Origin of the sequence: Escherichia sp. E14V7, assembly GCF_004212225.1 — a bacterium.
Classification (GTDB): Bacteria; Pseudomonadota; Gammaproteobacteria; order Enterobacterales; family Enterobacteriaceae; genus Escherichia.
The window spans coordinates 128,607-143,055 of the sequence record NZ_RHJJ01000004.1 but is presented as its reverse complement, the minus strand read 5'-3'; the positions used below and the strand labels follow the sequence as shown (position 1 = coordinate 143,055).

General features: G+C 49.7%; 19 protein-coding genes. 10 read left to right on the top strand and 9 right to left on the bottom strand.

From position 1 onward, the window contains the following. The first annotated feature begins 2 nt into the window (after positions 1-2). Entirely contained in the window at positions 3-506 is a 504-nt protein-coding gene (yeaK, locus tag D9741_RS05080) for a mischarged aminoacyl-tRNA deacylase (RefSeq protein WP_130218791.1), read from the top strand. Here the strand turns inward: yeaK and yoaI are convergent, their stop codons facing one another. Further along, complete coding sequence (gene yoaI, locus D9741_RS05075) at positions 507-611, bottom strand: small membrane protein YoaI (RefSeq protein ID WP_130218789.1); 105 nt, start codon at positions 609-611, stop codon at positions 507-509. It abuts the gene before it with no gap. Positions 612-780: 169 nt separating this feature from the next. Here yoaI and D9741_RS05070 point away from each other — a divergent pair, with 169 nt between their 5' ends. Together D9741_RS05070 and D9741_RS05065 are read left to right on the top strand one after the other, a co-directional pair. After that, the gene (locus D9741_RS05070; RefSeq protein ID WP_130208396.1) at positions 781-1,227 is read left to right on the top strand and encodes a DUF441 domain-containing protein; all 447 of its coding nucleotides are present in this window, start codon (positions 781-783) and stop codon (positions 1,225-1,227) included. Between the two features lie 81 nt (positions 1,228-1,308). Next, a complete protein-coding gene (locus tag D9741_RS05065) occupies positions 1,309-1,656 on the top strand; it encodes a DUF488 domain-containing protein (protein WP_130218787.1) in 348 nt (115 codons plus the stop codon). Positions 1,657-1,677: 21 nt separating this feature from the next. On the opposite strand, the gene D9741_RS05060 is transcribed toward D9741_RS05065, so the two are convergent. Next, complete coding sequence (locus D9741_RS05060) at positions 1,678-1,932, bottom strand: DUF333 domain-containing protein (protein ID WP_130218784.1); 255 nt, start codon at positions 1,930-1,932, stop codon at positions 1,678-1,680. 183 nt (positions 1,933-2,115) lie between these two features. On the opposite strand from D9741_RS05060, the gene D9741_RS05055 reads away from it, so the two are divergent. From D9741_RS05055 to yoaJ, 3 genes are read left to right on the top strand one after another with little or no spacing between them, the layout of a single operon-like run. Continuing rightward, entirely contained in the window at positions 2,116-3,141 is a 1,026-nt protein-coding gene (locus tag D9741_RS05055; RefSeq protein ID WP_130208400.1) for a sensor domain-containing diguanylate cyclase, read from the top strand. 32 nt (positions 3,142-3,173) lie between these two features. After that, positions 3,174-3,272 carry a YoaK family small membrane protein gene (locus tag D9741_RS05050; protein ID WP_001219350.1) on the top strand — a complete coding sequence of 33 codons (99 nt, stop codon included), beginning with the start codon at positions 3,174-3,176 and terminating at the stop codon, positions 3,270-3,272. Positions 3,273-3,274: 2 nt separating this feature from the next. Beyond that, positions 3,275-3,349: a protein YoaJ gene (yoaJ, locus tag D9741_RS05045; RefSeq protein ID WP_001386836.1), complete on the top strand. Its 75-nt coding sequence runs from the start codon at positions 3,275-3,277 to the stop codon at positions 3,347-3,349. Between the two features lie 59 nt (positions 3,350-3,408). On the opposite strand, the gene D9741_RS05040 is transcribed toward yoaJ, so the two are convergent. The 5 genes from D9741_RS05040 to dmlR form a co-directional block, all read right to left on the bottom strand. Continuing rightward, positions 3,409-3,657 (bottom strand): GlsB/YeaQ/YmgE family stress response membrane protein, encoded by a 249-nt coding sequence (locus D9741_RS05040; protein WP_064529219.1) that lies wholly within the window; start codon positions 3,655-3,657, stop codon positions 3,409-3,411. A gap of 148 nt (positions 3,658-3,805) precedes the next feature. After that, a complete protein-coding gene (locus tag D9741_RS05035) occupies positions 3,806-3,988 on the bottom strand; it encodes a DUF1869 domain-containing protein (protein ID WP_064529220.1) in 183 nt (60 codons plus the stop codon). A gap of 3 nt (positions 3,989-3,991) precedes the next feature. After that, positions 3,992-4,342, bottom strand: coding sequence for a DUF1971 domain-containing protein YeaR (yeaR, locus tag D9741_RS05030; RefSeq protein ID WP_240725503.1), 351 nt, complete (start codon positions 4,340-4,342; stop codon positions 3,992-3,994). Between the two features lie 181 nt (positions 4,343-4,523). Next, positions 4,524-5,162 (bottom strand): leucine efflux protein LeuE, encoded by a 639-nt coding sequence (leuE, locus tag D9741_RS05025; RefSeq protein ID WP_130208404.1) that lies wholly within the window; start codon positions 5,160-5,162, stop codon positions 4,524-4,526. A 126-nt stretch (positions 5,163-5,288) separates the two neighbouring features. Beyond that, complete coding sequence (gene dmlR / locus D9741_RS05020) at positions 5,289-6,212, bottom strand: DNA-binding transcriptional regulator DmlR (protein ID WP_130218782.1); 924 nt, start codon at positions 6,210-6,212, stop codon at positions 5,289-5,291. Between the two features lie 102 nt (positions 6,213-6,314). On the opposite strand from dmlR, the gene dmlA reads away from it, so the two are divergent. From dmlA to yeaX, 4 genes are all read left to right on the top strand, one after another. Next, positions 6,315-7,400 carry a multifunctional D-malate/3-isopropylmalate/tartarate dehydrogenase gene (gene dmlA / locus D9741_RS05015; protein ID WP_130218780.1) on the top strand — a complete coding sequence of 362 codons (1,086 nt, stop codon included), beginning with the start codon at positions 6,315-6,317 and terminating at the stop codon, positions 7,398-7,400. A 250-nt stretch (positions 7,401-7,650) separates the two neighbouring features. After that, positions 7,651-9,261: a BCCT family transporter YeaV gene (gene yeaV / locus D9741_RS05010; RefSeq protein ID WP_130218778.1), complete on the top strand. Its 1,611-nt coding sequence runs from the start codon at positions 7,651-7,653 to the stop codon at positions 9,259-9,261. A gap of 31 nt (positions 9,262-9,292) precedes the next feature. After that, positions 9,293-10,417, top strand: coding sequence for a carnitine monooxygenase, oxygenase subunit YeaW (gene yeaW, locus D9741_RS05005; protein ID WP_000067822.1), 1,125 nt, complete (start codon positions 9,293-9,295; stop codon positions 10,415-10,417). 55 nt (positions 10,418-10,472) lie between these two features. Next, entirely contained in the window at positions 10,473-11,438 is a 966-nt protein-coding gene (gene yeaX / locus D9741_RS05000; RefSeq protein ID WP_130218775.1) for a carnitine monooxygenase reductase subunit YeaX, read from the top strand. Positions 11,439-11,479: 41 nt separating this feature from the next. Here yeaX and rnd read toward each other — a convergent pair whose 3' ends face one another. Continuing rightward, complete coding sequence (gene rnd / locus D9741_RS04995; RefSeq protein WP_130218773.1) at positions 11,480-12,595, bottom strand: ribonuclease D; 1,116 nt, start codon at positions 12,593-12,595, stop codon at positions 11,480-11,482. An 81-nt stretch (positions 12,596-12,676) separates the two neighbouring features. Continuing rightward, positions 12,677-14,362 (bottom strand): long-chain-fatty-acid--CoA ligase FadD, encoded by a 1,686-nt coding sequence (gene fadD, locus D9741_RS04990; protein WP_130218771.1) that lies wholly within the window; start codon positions 14,360-14,362, stop codon positions 12,677-12,679. Positions 14,363-14,449 lie beyond the last annotated feature (87 nt).

Genomic DNA, 14,449 nt, shown 5'->3' with positions numbered 1-14,449 from the left:
AAATGACTGAAGTGGCTAAAGGAAGCGTGACGCATCAGCGCTTAATCGCTTTATTATCACAAGAAGGCGCTAACTTCCGCATCGTCACCCACGAAGCTGTGGGCAAATGTGAAGCGGTGTCAGAAATTCGCGGCACCGCTTTGGGCCAGGGCGCCAAGGCGCTGGTGTGTAAAGTCAAAGGTAATGGCGTTAATCAACATGTATTAGCGATACTCCCTGCCGATCAACAGGCCGATCTGAGCCAACTCGCCAGTCACATTGGCGGGTTACGCGCCTCGCTTGCCAGCCCGGCAGAGGTCGATGAACTCACTGGCTGCGTTTTTGGCGCCATCCCGCCTTTCAGCTTCCACCCCAAACTCAAACTGGTCGCCGACCCACTACTCTTCGAGCGATTCGATGAAATTGCCTTCAATGCGGGCATGCTGGATAAATCAGTTATTCTTAACACCGCAGATTATTTACGCATTGCGCAACCAGAGCTGGTCCATTTCCGCCGTACTGTATAACTAGCTGGTCCGTTCAAGTAGCAAAACGGACAGTACCAGCACAACCGCAATGGCAAAAAACGATGACGTGATAATCAGTGTCTCAATGAACATTTGATCGTTCATGGTTTTACCCCTGGAGATAACTGTTTTCACGTTATTGTTAGCGTACGCAAATGGCAGTTTGATGACAATTCTCCCTATTTTTTATGCAAAAAGTGTAATTAATGTCTGATTCCTGCCCTCAGCAAGCGTAAAGTACGGGGGATAATTATTTTTTGGCAAGGAAACCACGATGTTTGATGTCACTTTGTTAATCCTCCTCGGATTAGCTGCGCTGGGCTTTGTCAGCCACAACACCACTGTCGCAGTTTCAATTCTGGTGTTGATCATTGTCCGCGTCACACCGTTGAGCACCTTTTTCCCCTGGATTGAAAAACAAGGGTTGAGTATCGGGATAATTATTCTCACCATCGGTGTTATGGCCCCAATCGCCAGCGGGACGCTGCCACCGTCGACACTTGTTCACTCGTTTCTGAACTGGAAATCATTAGTCGCGATTGCCGTAGGCGTGATTGTTTCCTGGCTTGGCGGACGCGGCGTCACGTTAATGGGTAGTCAGCCACAACTGGTCGCCGGATTACTGATGGGTACGGTTTTGGGCGTAGCGCTTTTTCGCGGTGTGCCCGTCGGCCCGCTTATTGCTGCTGGCCTGGTTTCGCTGATTATTGGTAAGCAGTAATTTTTGCCGTAGCCGCCATAAGCATAAAAACAAAGTGCTATAGTGGCGTGGCAATGTTGCGTGAAAGGGAGAACAAACACGATGAATATTCAGTGTAAACGCGTCTATGATGCGGCTGAACAAGGCGATGGTTATCGCGTACTGGTCGATCGTCTCTGGCCGCGTGGTATCAAGAAAACAGATTTAGCACTTGATGAATGGGACAAAACCATCACGCCTTCAACAGAACTACGCAAAGCCTTTCACGGCGAAGTGATCGATTTTGAAACCTTTCGCGAACATTATCTTGCAGAACTGGCGCAGCATGAGCAAGAAGGGAAACGACTGGCGGATATTGCCCGCCAGCAGACACTAACCCTACTCTATTCGGCAAAAAATACCACGCAAAACCATGCTCTGGTGCTGGCCGATTGGCTACGCAGTTTGTAATTCTCGCCCGGCATCCGGTTGTTATTTTCTATCAGCCGGATGATCCCTGCGCCATAATGCCCATTCATCAATCGTTTCGCCGCCCGGTAATTTGCAATTGTTGCTGACCCCTTGCGCTGTTTGCACCGGAATGAGCGCACCTCCCTTTTGCTGGCAGTAGACCGATGCAGGATTAGCCATTCCAACATGTGGCGGTTTAGGTGCATCGGGTTGAGAAGCGGTTGAACACCCCGCCAGGACTAACAGGCAAGGCAGAGCAAAACGGATAACTTTCATATAGTGATCTCTCTCGTTTATCTACACTTTAGAGTATCGCGGTATCGTTATGTTTTGCAGCACTATTTCTTTTACATTCATTCAAAATATATTACGTCTGGTTTCATCTTTGTTGATGATGTTTTATCATGCCTGCAAAGATTAAATATTCAGCATTTGCCTACCACCACCTGGAGTTCTTTCGTGTCAGATCAGATCATTGCCCGCGTCTCGCAGTCACTCGCCTCAGAACAGTCTCTGGAAAGTCTGGTCCGGCAACTTCTGGAGATGCTAGAAATGGTTACCGACATGGAGTCGACGTATCTGACAAAAGTGGATATTGACGCGCGCCTGCAACACATTTTGTATGCCCGTAATAGCCAGAAAATGCACATCCCGGAGAATTTTACCGTTTCCTGGGATCACTCATTGTGCAAACGCGCAATTGATGAGAACTGTTTTTTCAGCGATGAAGTCCCTGACCGTTGGGGCGACTGCATTGCGGCACGCAATCTTGGGATCACGACATTTCTGAGCACACCGATTCACTTACCGGATGGCTCATTCTACGGCACGCTTTGCGCCGCCAGCAGCGAGAAACGCCCGTGGAGCGAACGCGCGGAGCAAGTTTTGCAGTTATTCGCCGGGCTTATTACACAATACATCCAAAAAGAGGCGCTGGTTGAGCAATTGCGTGAAGCTAATGCGGCGTTGATTGCGCAATCTTATACTGACTCTTTGACGGGACTGCCGAATCGAAGGGCAATTTTTGATAATCTGACGACACTGTTTTCTCTCGCGCGGCATCTGAAGCGTAAAGCAATTATTGCCTTTATCGATCTGGATAACTTCAAATTAATCAATGACCGTTTTGGTCATAATAGCGGCGATCTGTTTCTTATTCAGGTTGGCCAGCGCCTTAACACACTACATCAGAATAGCGAGATTATTGGTCGTCTCGGCGGTGATGAATTTTTGGTTGCTTCGCTGGCCGATGAAAATGCCGATATCCCGTCATTGCGTGAGCGTATTCAGCAGCAAATACGCGGTGAATATCACTTAGGTGATGTTGACTTGTTTTATCCTGGCGCCAGCCTTGGCATTATTGAAGTGGATCCTGAAACAACCGATGCCGACAGCGCCCTGCATGCCGCCGATATTGCAATGTACCAGGAGAAAAAACACAAAGAGAAAAAGCCTTTTGTCGCGCATTCAGCTCTGGATTCCTGAGGCGTATTCACATCCTTTTGATTGGTGATAACATGCGAATCGGTATTATTTTCCCTGTCGTAATCTTTATTACGGCAGTCGTATTTTTAGCGTGGTTTTTTATTGGCGGCTATGCTGCCCCGGGAGCATAAAGATGAAAAAAACAACGATTATTATGATGGGTGTTGCGATTATTGTCGTCCTCGGTACCGAGCTAGGGTGGTGGTAACACTGCACCTGTAAAAATAGCAAAGGCTGCGAAAAAGCAGCCTTTGTTTTATTTCAGCGTTAGCTTTTGACTTTTCTGTAGATAAACAGCACGACAAGCGCACCGATCACCGCAACCACGAAGCTGCCAAAGTTGAAGCCATCGACTTTACCAAAACCAAACAGTGTACTGATCCATCCGCCGACCACGGCGCCGACAATCCCCAACAGGATAGTCATGAAGAATCCACCACCATCTTTACCTGGCATAATCCACTTAGCCAGAATACCAGCAATAAGCCCAAAAATAATCCATGACAGAATGCCCATTTTATCCTTCCTTATCTGTTTTGTATTAGCGAGTTGGTCGCTAATAAAAAGCATAGCACAACATCAAAGAAGTAAAAATTGTGATGGGCATCACGCATATTTTTTTTGCGATGACGCATAAAATGGCGAATTTTTCTATCAGGTAAAATTACCAGCCACAAACATCATGTTCGTTTTCTGTGTCATAAGAGCGCACCGTGTTAACAAGATCTTTTAGCACTTCCGCCGCAACTTCTGGCACCAGCAATGTCATCGGTGTCTCTGTTTCATAATCAACAGAGACACCATTACTGTTATTGGTGACGGTTACGGTATACGTTGCTTTGCCCATAATTCATCTCCCGGTATGAATGACTTTCCGTTGTTTTGCGCCTTCCATCAGGACTTCAGGGGCAACGAAGAAGTCGATGTTGAAATAAGTATCGTCAGTCATGGCTTCAATGTTGTGCCATTTTTCCGGCGGGAACACCGCAAATTGCCCCGCTTCGATAAGGATCACCTGATCAGGTTCTGTGCTGTGTTCATCAGCATAGCCGAGATATTTGACCGCCCCATGCATAACGGACAATCGAGGGTAAACCCCGGGACGAGTTCCTTTATCAAGATGACGTTCGAATATTCCGGCAGGTGCGGTTTGTTTATTCCAGAAAGGTGTTGAGCGTGTATGAATGTAATTCTGTGGGATTTGTAGCATCCTTCTCCCTCCTTCGGTAAATGCGCTGAAAACCGTTTACTCCAGCCGTTTCAGGGTACGCCTGATAATTTGCATTTTAAATACCATTTATTGGTTACTTTTTAGCACCGTGTCAACGTCCAGTCGCGGTGGCGTTCAGGAGGGAAGCCCGCGGTATCGCGGGCGGAAAGTATTAAGATTGCAGCGTCGCCAGTCGAGCGGCAAAACCGACAAACATCAAACCAATCAGAGAGTTGCCTAGTTTTGCCAGTTTCTTTTTAGTGCGAATGTACTGCGTGACAAAGGCGCCGGAAATAATCAGAAAGCTCAAATAACAGAAGCTGACTATCTCAAGTGTCATCGCCAGAATAAAGAACGAAATACCCGTATGTGGCGCATTAACGTCGATAAATTGCACGAAAAATGACACGTAGAATAAAATAGCTTTCGGGTTGGTCAGGCTCAATATTAAGGCGCGCTTGAAAATAGCGCCATATTGCGGTTCATCCGATTTGGCCTCGCTATTGTTGCCCTTCAGGGTGGCGTAAAGAATTTTACCCCCAAGATAGAGCAAATAAAACGCGCCAAGATAACGTACGATGTTGAATAATATCGGTGTGGTCTTAATCAACGTTGCCACACCTGCCCACGCCAGAAACATTAATACCGCATCACCAATAAATACGCCGCAGGCTGCAAGATAACCACCTTTCACTCCACTGCTGACGCTATTTTTAAGCACAAACAAAGTATTCGGCCCAGGCACCAGCACGATAAAAATGGCCCCAACCAGATAGGTCCAGTAATTCAGAACCCCATATTCAGCGAACACGTTAACCTCTTTAATTTTCTTTGGGAAATGCGCGATTAAAGGTGAATATGCTAACCAATCTGTAGTGGCTTAGAAAGGAGAAAATCAGGTTTTAACCTGATAATAACCCGATAATTGAATCATTAATCAGGCGTGATCCAGTGAAAAATTCGGGTAGTGCTCGGCAAAATACTGGCGTAAAAACTCTACCGTTATCCGCACCTTCGCTGATGTTGCCAGCCTGGATACATACACCGCCCAGACATTCGCGGGCTGATAATACTCCGGTAGTACCTGCACCAAATGGCCACTGGCAATATTTTCGCTGACATCCCACCAGGAGCGCAGCGCAATACCCTGACCATCGAGACACCATTGATGCACTATTTCACCATGATTAGACGCTAGCGGGCCAGTGACTTTAATGGCGTGGTTTCCTTCTTTATTGCGCAATTGCCAGACGCCAAAAGGATGATCGCGCTCTTTTATAACCAGACAAGGTAACGCTGAAAGGTCCGCGAAATGTTTCGGCGCACCATGTTGTGCAATAAATTCCGGCGACGCGCAGAGGATACGGTAATTGGTCGCCAGTTTGCGGGCGATTAAGTTAGGTGCAATGTCATCACCAATACGAATATCGAGATCGACGCCTTCATTGACCAGGTCGACCAGTCTGTCTTCCACGTCAAAGCGTAATTCCAGTTGCGGATAAGCCTTTGCCAGCGCCGATAATGCCGGAGCAACAACTCGCCGTCCAAACCCAAAACTACTGATAACACGCAACATCCCTTGTGGCACGAGGCGCACGTCGGAGAGTTCATCCATCATCTGCCCGACATCCTGCAATATGCGCTGCGCCCACTCATAAATCCGCTCACCTTCTTCGGTGATCGTCACGCGACGAGTGGTGCGGTGTAATAACACCACGTTCAGCGTTTGTTCCAGTAAGGCGATACGCTTGCTAACGAAAGCCGGAGAAACACCCATTTCTTCTGCTACAGCAGCAAAACCAGCCCGGCGAGCCACCAGCATAAAGACGCGCAAATCGTTCAGCAGCGGTAAATTATTCATGATTCGTGTTTTATGTTTCACCAGTTGCGGGGATTAATTCCTTTTCAGTCAATTATAGGATGAGGGTATTGTCAATTTTGATGGTCAGGAAGTGAGAACCCAATGATGAAAACGTTTCGGATCGCTGCAATACCCGGGGATGGAATCGGCAAAGAAGTCCTTCCTGAAGGGATTCGTGTGTTACAGGCTGCCGCTGAACGCTGGGGCTTTGCCTTAAGCTTTGAGCAGATGGAGTGGGCAAGTTGCGAATATTACAGCCATCACGGCAAAATGATGCCGGACGACTGGCATGAACAACTCAGCTGTTTCGACGCTATCTACTTTGGTGCCGTCGGCTGGCCGGATACCGTTCCGGACCATATTTCGTTATGGGGATCGCTGCTGAAATTTCGCCGTGAATTTGACCAATACGTTAACCTGCGTCCGGTCCGCCTCTTTCCTGGCGTACCTTGCCCACTGGCGGGGAAACAGCCTGGCGATATCGATTTTTACGTAGTGCGCGAGAACACGGAAGGCGAATACTCGTCTCTGGGTGGACGGCTAAACGAAGGAACGGAGCATGAGGTTGTCATCCAGGAATCGGTATTTACCCGCCGTGGCGTCGACCGTATTTTGCGTTATGCCTTTGAACTTGCACAAAGCCGCCCACGTAAAACGCTAACTTCTGCCACCAAATCTAACGGTTTAGCCATCAGCATGCCGTACTGGGACGAACGCGTGGAAGCAATGGCAGAAAATTACCCGGCGATCCGCTGGGACAAGCAGCATATTGATATTCTCTGCGCGCGCTTTGTGATGCAACCAGAACGTTTTGACGTGGTGGTGGCATCCAATTTGTTTGGCGATATCCTTTCCGATCTTGGCCCGGCCTGCACCGGCACCATCGGCATTGCCCCATCCGCCAACCTGAATCCGGAACGTACTTTTCCGTCGCTCTTCGAGCCTGTCCACGGTTCCGCGCCGGATATCTACGGGAAAAATATTGCTAACCCTATCGCCACGATTTGGGCCGGTGCAATGATGCTCGATTTCCTCGGCAATGGCGATGAGCGTTTCCAGCAAGCGCATAACGGTATTCTGGCAGCGATTGAAGAAGTGATTGCTCACGGGCCGAAAACACCCGATATGAAAGGCAATGCCACCACACCACAGGTTGCCGACGCGATTTGCAAAATTATTTTGCGTTAAGGTCAAACCAGTTTATTTGAACCGCGTCACTGACGCGGTTTTTTTATTCATTCTCTTCAGTAAATAACCTGCGTCATTTCACCTTTTATTGTTTCCGTTTCGTGTTTTATGGCTTTCCGTATTCTTAATTGTTTAATTTATGTAACATGTAAATAATCAATTTGTTAAACACAACATGCAATTCATTACCCTGCACATAATTACAACTGGCAAAAGCCAGAGACGGGCTTTTATGCCCAGGAGATGACTCATGATGAGCAATGTTAAGAAAAAAGATGTGCCGCTGATAAGCATCAGTCTGGTGGCCATTCTTTTCATCGCAGCTGCATTAAGCCTTTTCCCACAACAATCGGCCGACGCGGCCAACGCAATATTCACATTTGTCACGCGTACGTTAGGTTCCGCCGTACAGGTATTGGTTTTGCTGGCAATGGGACTGGTGATTTATTTAGCCACCAGTAAATACGGCAATATTCGTCTTGGCGAAGGAAAACCGGAATACAGCACGCTCTCCTGGCTGTTTATGTTTATTTGTGCCGGTTTAGGTTCTTCTACGCTTTATTGGGGGGTTGCTGAGTGGGCCTATTATTATCAAACGCCTGGTTTAAATATCGCGCCGCGTTCACAACAGGCACTCGAATTTAGCGTTCCCTACTCCTTCTTCCATTGGGGCATCAGCGCGTGGGCAACCTATACGCTGGCCTCATTAATCATGGCTTACCACTTCCATGTGCGGAAAAATAAGGGGCTGAGTCTTTCCGGCATTATTGCCGCCATTACCGGCGTTCGCCCGCAAGGTCCGTGGGGAAAACTGGTCGATTTGATGTTCCTGATCGCCACTGTCGGTGCACTGACCATTTCCCTGGTCGTCACCGCCGCAACCTTTACCCGTGGGCTTTCCGCGCTGACCGGTTTACCGGATAACTTCACCGTACAGGCTTTTGTTATCCTGCTTTCCGGCGGCATTTTTTGCCTTAGCTCGTGGATTGGTATCAACAACGGTTTGCAACGTCTGAGCAAAATGGTCGGCTGGGGCGCCTTCCTGCTGCCATTGCTGGTTCTGATTGTCGGCCCAACCGAATTTATTACCAACAGCATCATCAATGCCATCGGCCTGACCACGCAAAACTTCCTGCAAATGAGCTTATTTACCGATCCGCTTGGCGATGGTTCATTTACCCGCAACTGGACCGTTTTCTACTGGCTGTGGTGGATCTCATACACGCCCGGCGTAGCAATGTTTGTCACCCGCGTTTCGCGCGGCCGTAAGATTAAAGAAGTTATCTGGGGACTGATCCTCGGCAGCACCGTCGGTTGCTGGTTCTTCTTCGGTGTAATGGAAAGCTATGCCATTCATCAGTTTATCAATGGCGTAATCAACGTCCCACAGGTGCTGGAAACACTGGGCGGTGAAACTGCCGTTCAACAAGTTCTGATGTCGTTGCCTGCAGGTAAATTGTTCCTCGCCGCATACCTGGGCGTGATGATTATTTTCCTTGCCTCGCATATGGATGCGGTGGCCTACACCATGGCGGCGACCAGTACGCGAAATCTCCAGGAAGGTGACGATCCTGACCGTGGGCTGCGTCTTTTCTGGTGCGTGGTGATCACACTGATCCCGCTTTCAATTCTGTTCACCGGCGCGTCGCTGGAAACGATGAAAACCACCGTCGTGCTCACAGCCCTTCCCTTCCTCGTCATTTTACTGGTGAAAGTCGGCGGATTTCTTCGCTGGCTGAAACAGGATTACGCCGACATTCCGGCTCATCAAGTTGAACATTATCTCCCGCAGACACCGGTTGAAGCCCCGGAAAAAACACCAGTGCTCCCTGCGGGAACCGTATTCAAAGGCGACAACTGAGCGCCATCATCCTAACGATAAAGGTATCCCTATGAGCAATCTGAGCCCTGACTTTGTACTACCCGAAAATTTTTGCGCTAACCCGCAAGAGGCGTGGACCATTCCTGCCCGTTTTTATACCGATCAGAACGCCTTTGAACACGAAAAAGAGAACGTCTTTGCTAAAAGCTGGATTTGTGTCGCCCACAGTAGCGAACTGGCGAATGCGAATGATTACGTGACGCGTGAGATCATTGGCGAAAGCATCGTGCTGGTACGCGGTCGTGATAAGGTTTTGCGCGCGTTCTATAACGTTTGCCCGCACCGTGGTCATCAGTTATTGAGCGGTGAAGGAAAAGCAAAAAATGTGATTACCTGCCCGTATCACGCATGGGCATTCAAACTCGATGGCAACCTGGCCCATGCGCGTAACTGTGAAAACGTCGCCAATTTCGATAGCGACAAAGCACAACTGGTCCCGGTGCGTCTGGAAGAGTATGCCGGATTCGTCTTCATCAACATGGACCCCAACGCCACCAGCGTAGAAGATCAGTTACCCGGTCTGGGAGCGAAAGTGCTGGAAGCCTGCCCGGAAGTCCACGACCTGAAACTGGCGGCCCGCTTTACCACCCGCACGCCTGCCAACTGGAAGAACATTGTCGATAACTATCTCGAGTGCTATCACTGTGGTCCGGCGCACCCAGGCTTCTCCGACTCCGTGCAGGTTGATCGTTACTGGCACACCATGCACGGTAACTGGACGCTGCAATACGGTTTCGCCAAACCGTCCGAACAGTCGTTTAAATTTGAAGAAGGTACGGATGCGGCATTCCACGGTTTCTGGCTGTGGCCGTGCACGATGCTGAACGTCACGCCGATCAAAGGGATGATGACAGTCATTTATGAATTCCCGGTGGATTCTGAAACTACCCTGCAAAACTACGATATTTACTTCACCAATGAAGAGTTGACCGACGAGCAAAAATCGCTGATTGAGTGGTATCGCGATGTGTTCCGTCCGGAAGATTTACGTCTGGTTGAAAGCGTACAGAAAGGGCTGAAATCGCGCGGCTATCGTGGTCAGGGGCGCATCATGGCCGACAGTAGCGGTAGCGGAATTTCCGAACACGGTATCGCCCATTTCCATAATCTGCTGGCGCAGGTGTTTAAGGACTAATGACATCGGCGGCGGTATTTTCCGCCGCCGGGCTGATTTTTGATGGAGTACAGCAATGTCAAACTATCAAATGTTTGAAGTACAGGTGAGTCAGGTGGAACTGCTTACCGAAGAGGTGAAACGCTTCACGCTGGTGGCAACCGATGGCAAACCGCTGCCTGCGTTCAACGGTGGAAGTCACGTCATTGTGCAGATGAGCGATGGTGATAACCAGTACAGCAATGCGTATTCACTGCTGAGTTCGCCGCTCGATACAACTCATTATCAGATTGCCGTTCGACTGGAAGAAAACTCGCGCGGTGGTTCGCGCTTTTTGCATCAGCAGGTGAAAGCAGGCGATCGGTTGACCATTTCGACGCCTAATAATCTGTTTGCGCTAATTCCCTCGGCCAGAAAGCATCTGTTTATCGCGGGCGGTATTGGTATCACCCCTTTCCTGTCGCACATGGCAGAGTTGCAACACAGCGACGTCGACTGGCAGCTACATTACTGCTCGCGAAATCCAGAAAGCTGCGCATTTCGTGATGAGCTAGTCCAACATCCGCAGGCTGAGAAAATCCATTTGCATCACTCATCGACCGGAACGCGACTTGAATTAGCGCGATTATTGGCGGATATCGAACCTGGCACACACGTTTATACCTGTGGCCCCGAGGCGCTAAATGAAGCGGTAAGAAGTGAAGCTGCACGTCTGGACATCGCCGCCGATACGCTGCACTGTGAGCAGTTTGCTATTGAAGACAAAACCGGCGATGCGTTTACACTGGTGCTCGCCCGTTCCGGTAAAGAGTTTGTGGTGCCGGAAGAGATGACCATTTTGCAGGTTATTGAAAATAATAAAGCGGCAAAAGTGGAATGTTTATGTCGTGAAGGGGTATGCGGGACCTGCGAAACGGCGATTCTGGAAGGTGAAGCTGACCATCGGGATCAGTATTTTAGCGATGAAGAACGCGCCAGCCAACAAAGTATGTTGATCTGTTGTTCACGTGCGAAGGGTAAACGCCTGGTTTTAGATTTGTAGTTTGTCTGAAGCCGGACGCCCCTGTCCGGCTCAGGAAGGTTTTACTGCGGATATTCCTGCAATAAATTGTGCAATGCTTCTGCCATCAGCTCACCGCGCCAGCCGGAAATCAGCTCGGGCAAATTGTTCTGCGGTTTCAGTTTCCAGTGCCAGTTCAGCAGTTGGTTGATTTGCCGACGCGATGCCAGCAACTCGGCGCTGATCTTGTGCGTTTCGCTCACGTCAGTGATCAGCGACTTAATCGCTTTAAACGCCTTGCGATAACCGGGCATGTCCATCAGGTTTGACATTGGCTGCGGTAACGCCTCTTCCGGTAATGCCTGCGCTTTCTCCACCAGCGCAAGCAGCGTTTTTCCGTGGAAGCGGATTTCGCTACCGGATAAACCCAGACTGTCCAGCTCGCCCAGACTCCCCGGCATATAACGCGCAACCGACCACAAATGCTCTTCACGCACGACAAAGTTCACCGCCAGATCGCGCTCCCGCGCCTTGCGCAGGCGCCAGTCGGCTAACAGTTGCAGACAGGCCAGTTGGCGTGTACGTAATTGCCAGGCATTGGTGATATCACGCCATGCATCTTCCGGCGCAACGACTTCCTGACGACGCATTTGCATCAGGCGGCATTCATCCAGCGCCGCAGGTAACCAGCCAGAGGCTTCCGTTTCTACCATTAGCTTTGCTGTGATCGGTAACAAATACCAGACGTCCGCTGCTGCGTATTCACACTGACGTTCGGTTAGCGGTCTTGCCAACCAGTCGGTGCGCGATTCGCTCTTGTCGAGCGTAACGCCGGTGTACTCTTCCACCATGGAAGCAAATCCCCACGACATCGGGCGTCCGCAGAAAGCAGCGAGGATTTGCGTGTCAATCAGGGGTTGTGGTAATTCGCCAAAGACATTGAGGAACACTTCCAGATCCTCACTGCCCGCATGGAGAAATTTGGTAATGGACGGATCGCGCAGGATCGCTTTCAGCGGTGACCAGTCGGTGATCCCGAGCGGATCGATTAGCGCCAGATGCTCGCCATCGAAAAGTTGAATCAACCCCAGCTGCGGGTAATAAGTGCGCGTACGAACAAATTCAGTATCCAGGGCTATCGCCGGAAAGGCACGGACGGCTTCACACAAAGAAGCCAGCGCATCGTCCGTGGTAATCATTTGGTAATTCAAATTGTATTCTCTTTAGTGGGCGTCAAAAAAAACGCCGGATTAACCGGCGTCTGACGACTGACTTAACGCTCAGGCTTTATTGTCCACTTTGCCGCGCGCTTCGTCACGTAATTCTCGTCGCAAAATTTTTCCGACGTTAGATTTCGGTAACTCATCACGAAACTCCACCAGCTTCGGTACTTTGTAGCCCGTGAGCTGACGACGACAAAAGGTCACCAGTGACTCTTCGGTAAGCGATGGATCTTTTTTCACTACGAAGATTTTCACCGCTTCACCACTGGAGCCGGAAGGTACGCCAACAGCCGCGACTTCCTGTACGCCAGGATGCTGCATGACGACATCTTCAATCTCGTTGGGATAGACGTTAAAACCGGAAACCAGAATCATGTCTTTTTTACGATCGACAATGCGCAGGAACCCTTCTTCATCCATCACCGCGATGTCGCCGGTGTGTAACCAGCCATTTTTGATGATCTCATCGGTAGCATCCGGACGCTGCCAGTAACCCAGCATCACCTGCGGTCCTTTGACACAAAGCTCACCCGGTTGACCCGGTGGTACTTCATTATCATCATCATCCACCAGTTTGGCTTCCGTCGACGGCACCGGCAAACCGATGCTACCACTATGATAATCAATATCATATGGGTTAACGCTGACCAGCGGCGCACACTCGGTAAGGCCATAGCCTTCCAGCAGATACTGTCCTGTCAGTTTCACCCAACGCTCTGCCACCACTTGCTGCACTGGCATCCCACCGCCTGCGGAAAGGTGCAGACTGGAGAAATCCAGCTGCTGGAACTCTTTATTGTTCAGCAACGCATTGAACAAGGTGTTAACGCCAGTGATAGCGGTAAACGGATATTTTGCCAGCTCTTTCACCAGCCCCGGAATATCACGTGGGTTAGTAATAAGCAGGTTCTGCCCGCCCAGTTCAATAAACAGCAGACAGTTAATGGTCAGTGCAAAAATGTGATAGAGCGGCAGTGCCGTTACTACCAGTTCTTTACCTGGATGCAGCAACGGCCCATAGGTGGCGTTGACCTGTTCCAGGTTCGCCAGCATATTGCGGTGAGTCAGCATAGCGCCTTTCGCCACACCTGTGGTGCCGCCGGTGTATTGCAGGAAAGCTAAATCTTCCGGCACCAGTTCAGGTTTGACGTACTGCATCCGGTAGCCGTTATGCAGGGCGCTACGAAATGAAATGGCATCTGGCAGATGATATTTCGGCACCAGACGCTTGATGTATTTAACAACGAAGTTAACCAGTGTGCCTTTCGCTGTGGAAAGCTGATCGCCCATACGGGTCAGAATAACGTGCTGAACGGCGGTTTTATCAACCACTTTTTCCAGAGTGTGGGCAAAGTTAGACACAATGACAATCGCCGATGCGCCGCTGTCATTGAGCTGATGCTCAAGCTCGCGCGGGGTATACAACGGGTTGACGTTTACGACAATCATCCCGGCGCGCAAAATGCCGAACAGCGCCACTGGATATTGCAATAAGTTAGGCATCATCAGCGCAACGCGATCGCCCTTTTTAAGACCCAGCCCTTGTTGCAAATAAGCGGCAAACGCGCGACTGCGCTCTTCCAGCTTGCGGAAGGTCATGACCTCCCCCATATTCATAAACGCGGGCTGATCGGCGTAGCGCGTGACCGACTGCTCAAACATATCTACCAGAGATTGATAACGGTCAGGGTTGATCTCCGTCGGAACGTCCGCGGGATAACGGTTAAGCCAAACCTTCTTCAATTCTTCACCTCTAAAATGCGTGTTCGTCGTCATCGCAACCCCAAGTGATAAACATGTTGTTAACATAATATTAACTCATCTTACCAG

Bases quoted from the DNA above. Each gene is read 5' to 3' on its own strand.
- D9741_RS05050 (WP_001219350.1), top strand. From the start codon at position 3,174: ATGCGAATCGGTATTATTTTCCCTGTCGTAATCTTTATTACGGCAGTC.
- dmlR (WP_130218782.1), bottom strand. From the start codon at position 6,212: ATGAATAATTTACCGCTGCTGAACGATTTGCGCGTCTTTATGCTGGTG.
- D9741_RS05065 (WP_130218787.1), top strand. From the start codon at position 1,309: ATGAATATTCAGTGTAAACGCGTCTATGATGCGGCTGAACAAGGCGAT.
- yeaX (WP_130218775.1), top strand. From the start codon at position 10,473: ATGTCAAACTATCAAATGTTTGAAGTACAGGTGAGTCAGGTGGAACTG.
- yeaK (WP_130218791.1), top strand. From the start codon at position 3: ATGACTGAAGTGGCTAAAGGAAGCGTGACGCATCAGCGCTTAATCGCT.
- D9741_RS05035 (WP_064529220.1), bottom strand. From the start codon at position 3,988: ATGGGCAAAGCAACGTATACCGTAACCGTCACCAATAACAGTAATGGT.
- D9741_RS05070 (WP_130208396.1), top strand. From the start codon at position 781: ATGTTTGATGTCACTTTGTTAATCCTCCTCGGATTAGCTGCGCTGGGC.
- dmlA (WP_130218780.1), top strand. From the start codon at position 6,315: ATGATGAAAACGTTTCGGATCGCTGCAATACCCGGGGATGGAATCGGC.
- yoaI (WP_130218789.1), bottom strand. From the start codon at position 611: ATGAACGATCAAATGTTCATTGAGACACTGATTATCACGTCATCGTTT.
- rnd (WP_130218773.1), bottom strand. From the start codon at position 12,595: ATGATTACCACGGACGATGCGCTGGCTTCTTTGTGTGAAGCCGTCCGT.
- D9741_RS05060 (WP_130218784.1), bottom strand. From the start codon at position 1,932: ATGAAAGTTATCCGTTTTGCTCTGCCTTGCCTGTTAGTCCTGGCGGGG.
- yeaW (WP_000067822.1), top strand. From the start codon at position 9,293: ATGAGCAATCTGAGCCCTGACTTTGTACTACCCGAAAATTTTTGCGCT.
- yeaV (WP_130218778.1), top strand. From the start codon at position 7,651: ATGATGAGCAATGTTAAGAAAAAAGATGTGCCGCTGATAAGCATCAGT.
- D9741_RS05040 (WP_064529219.1), bottom strand. From the start codon at position 3,657: ATGGGCATTCTGTCATGGATTATTTTTGGGCTTATTGCTGGTATTCTG.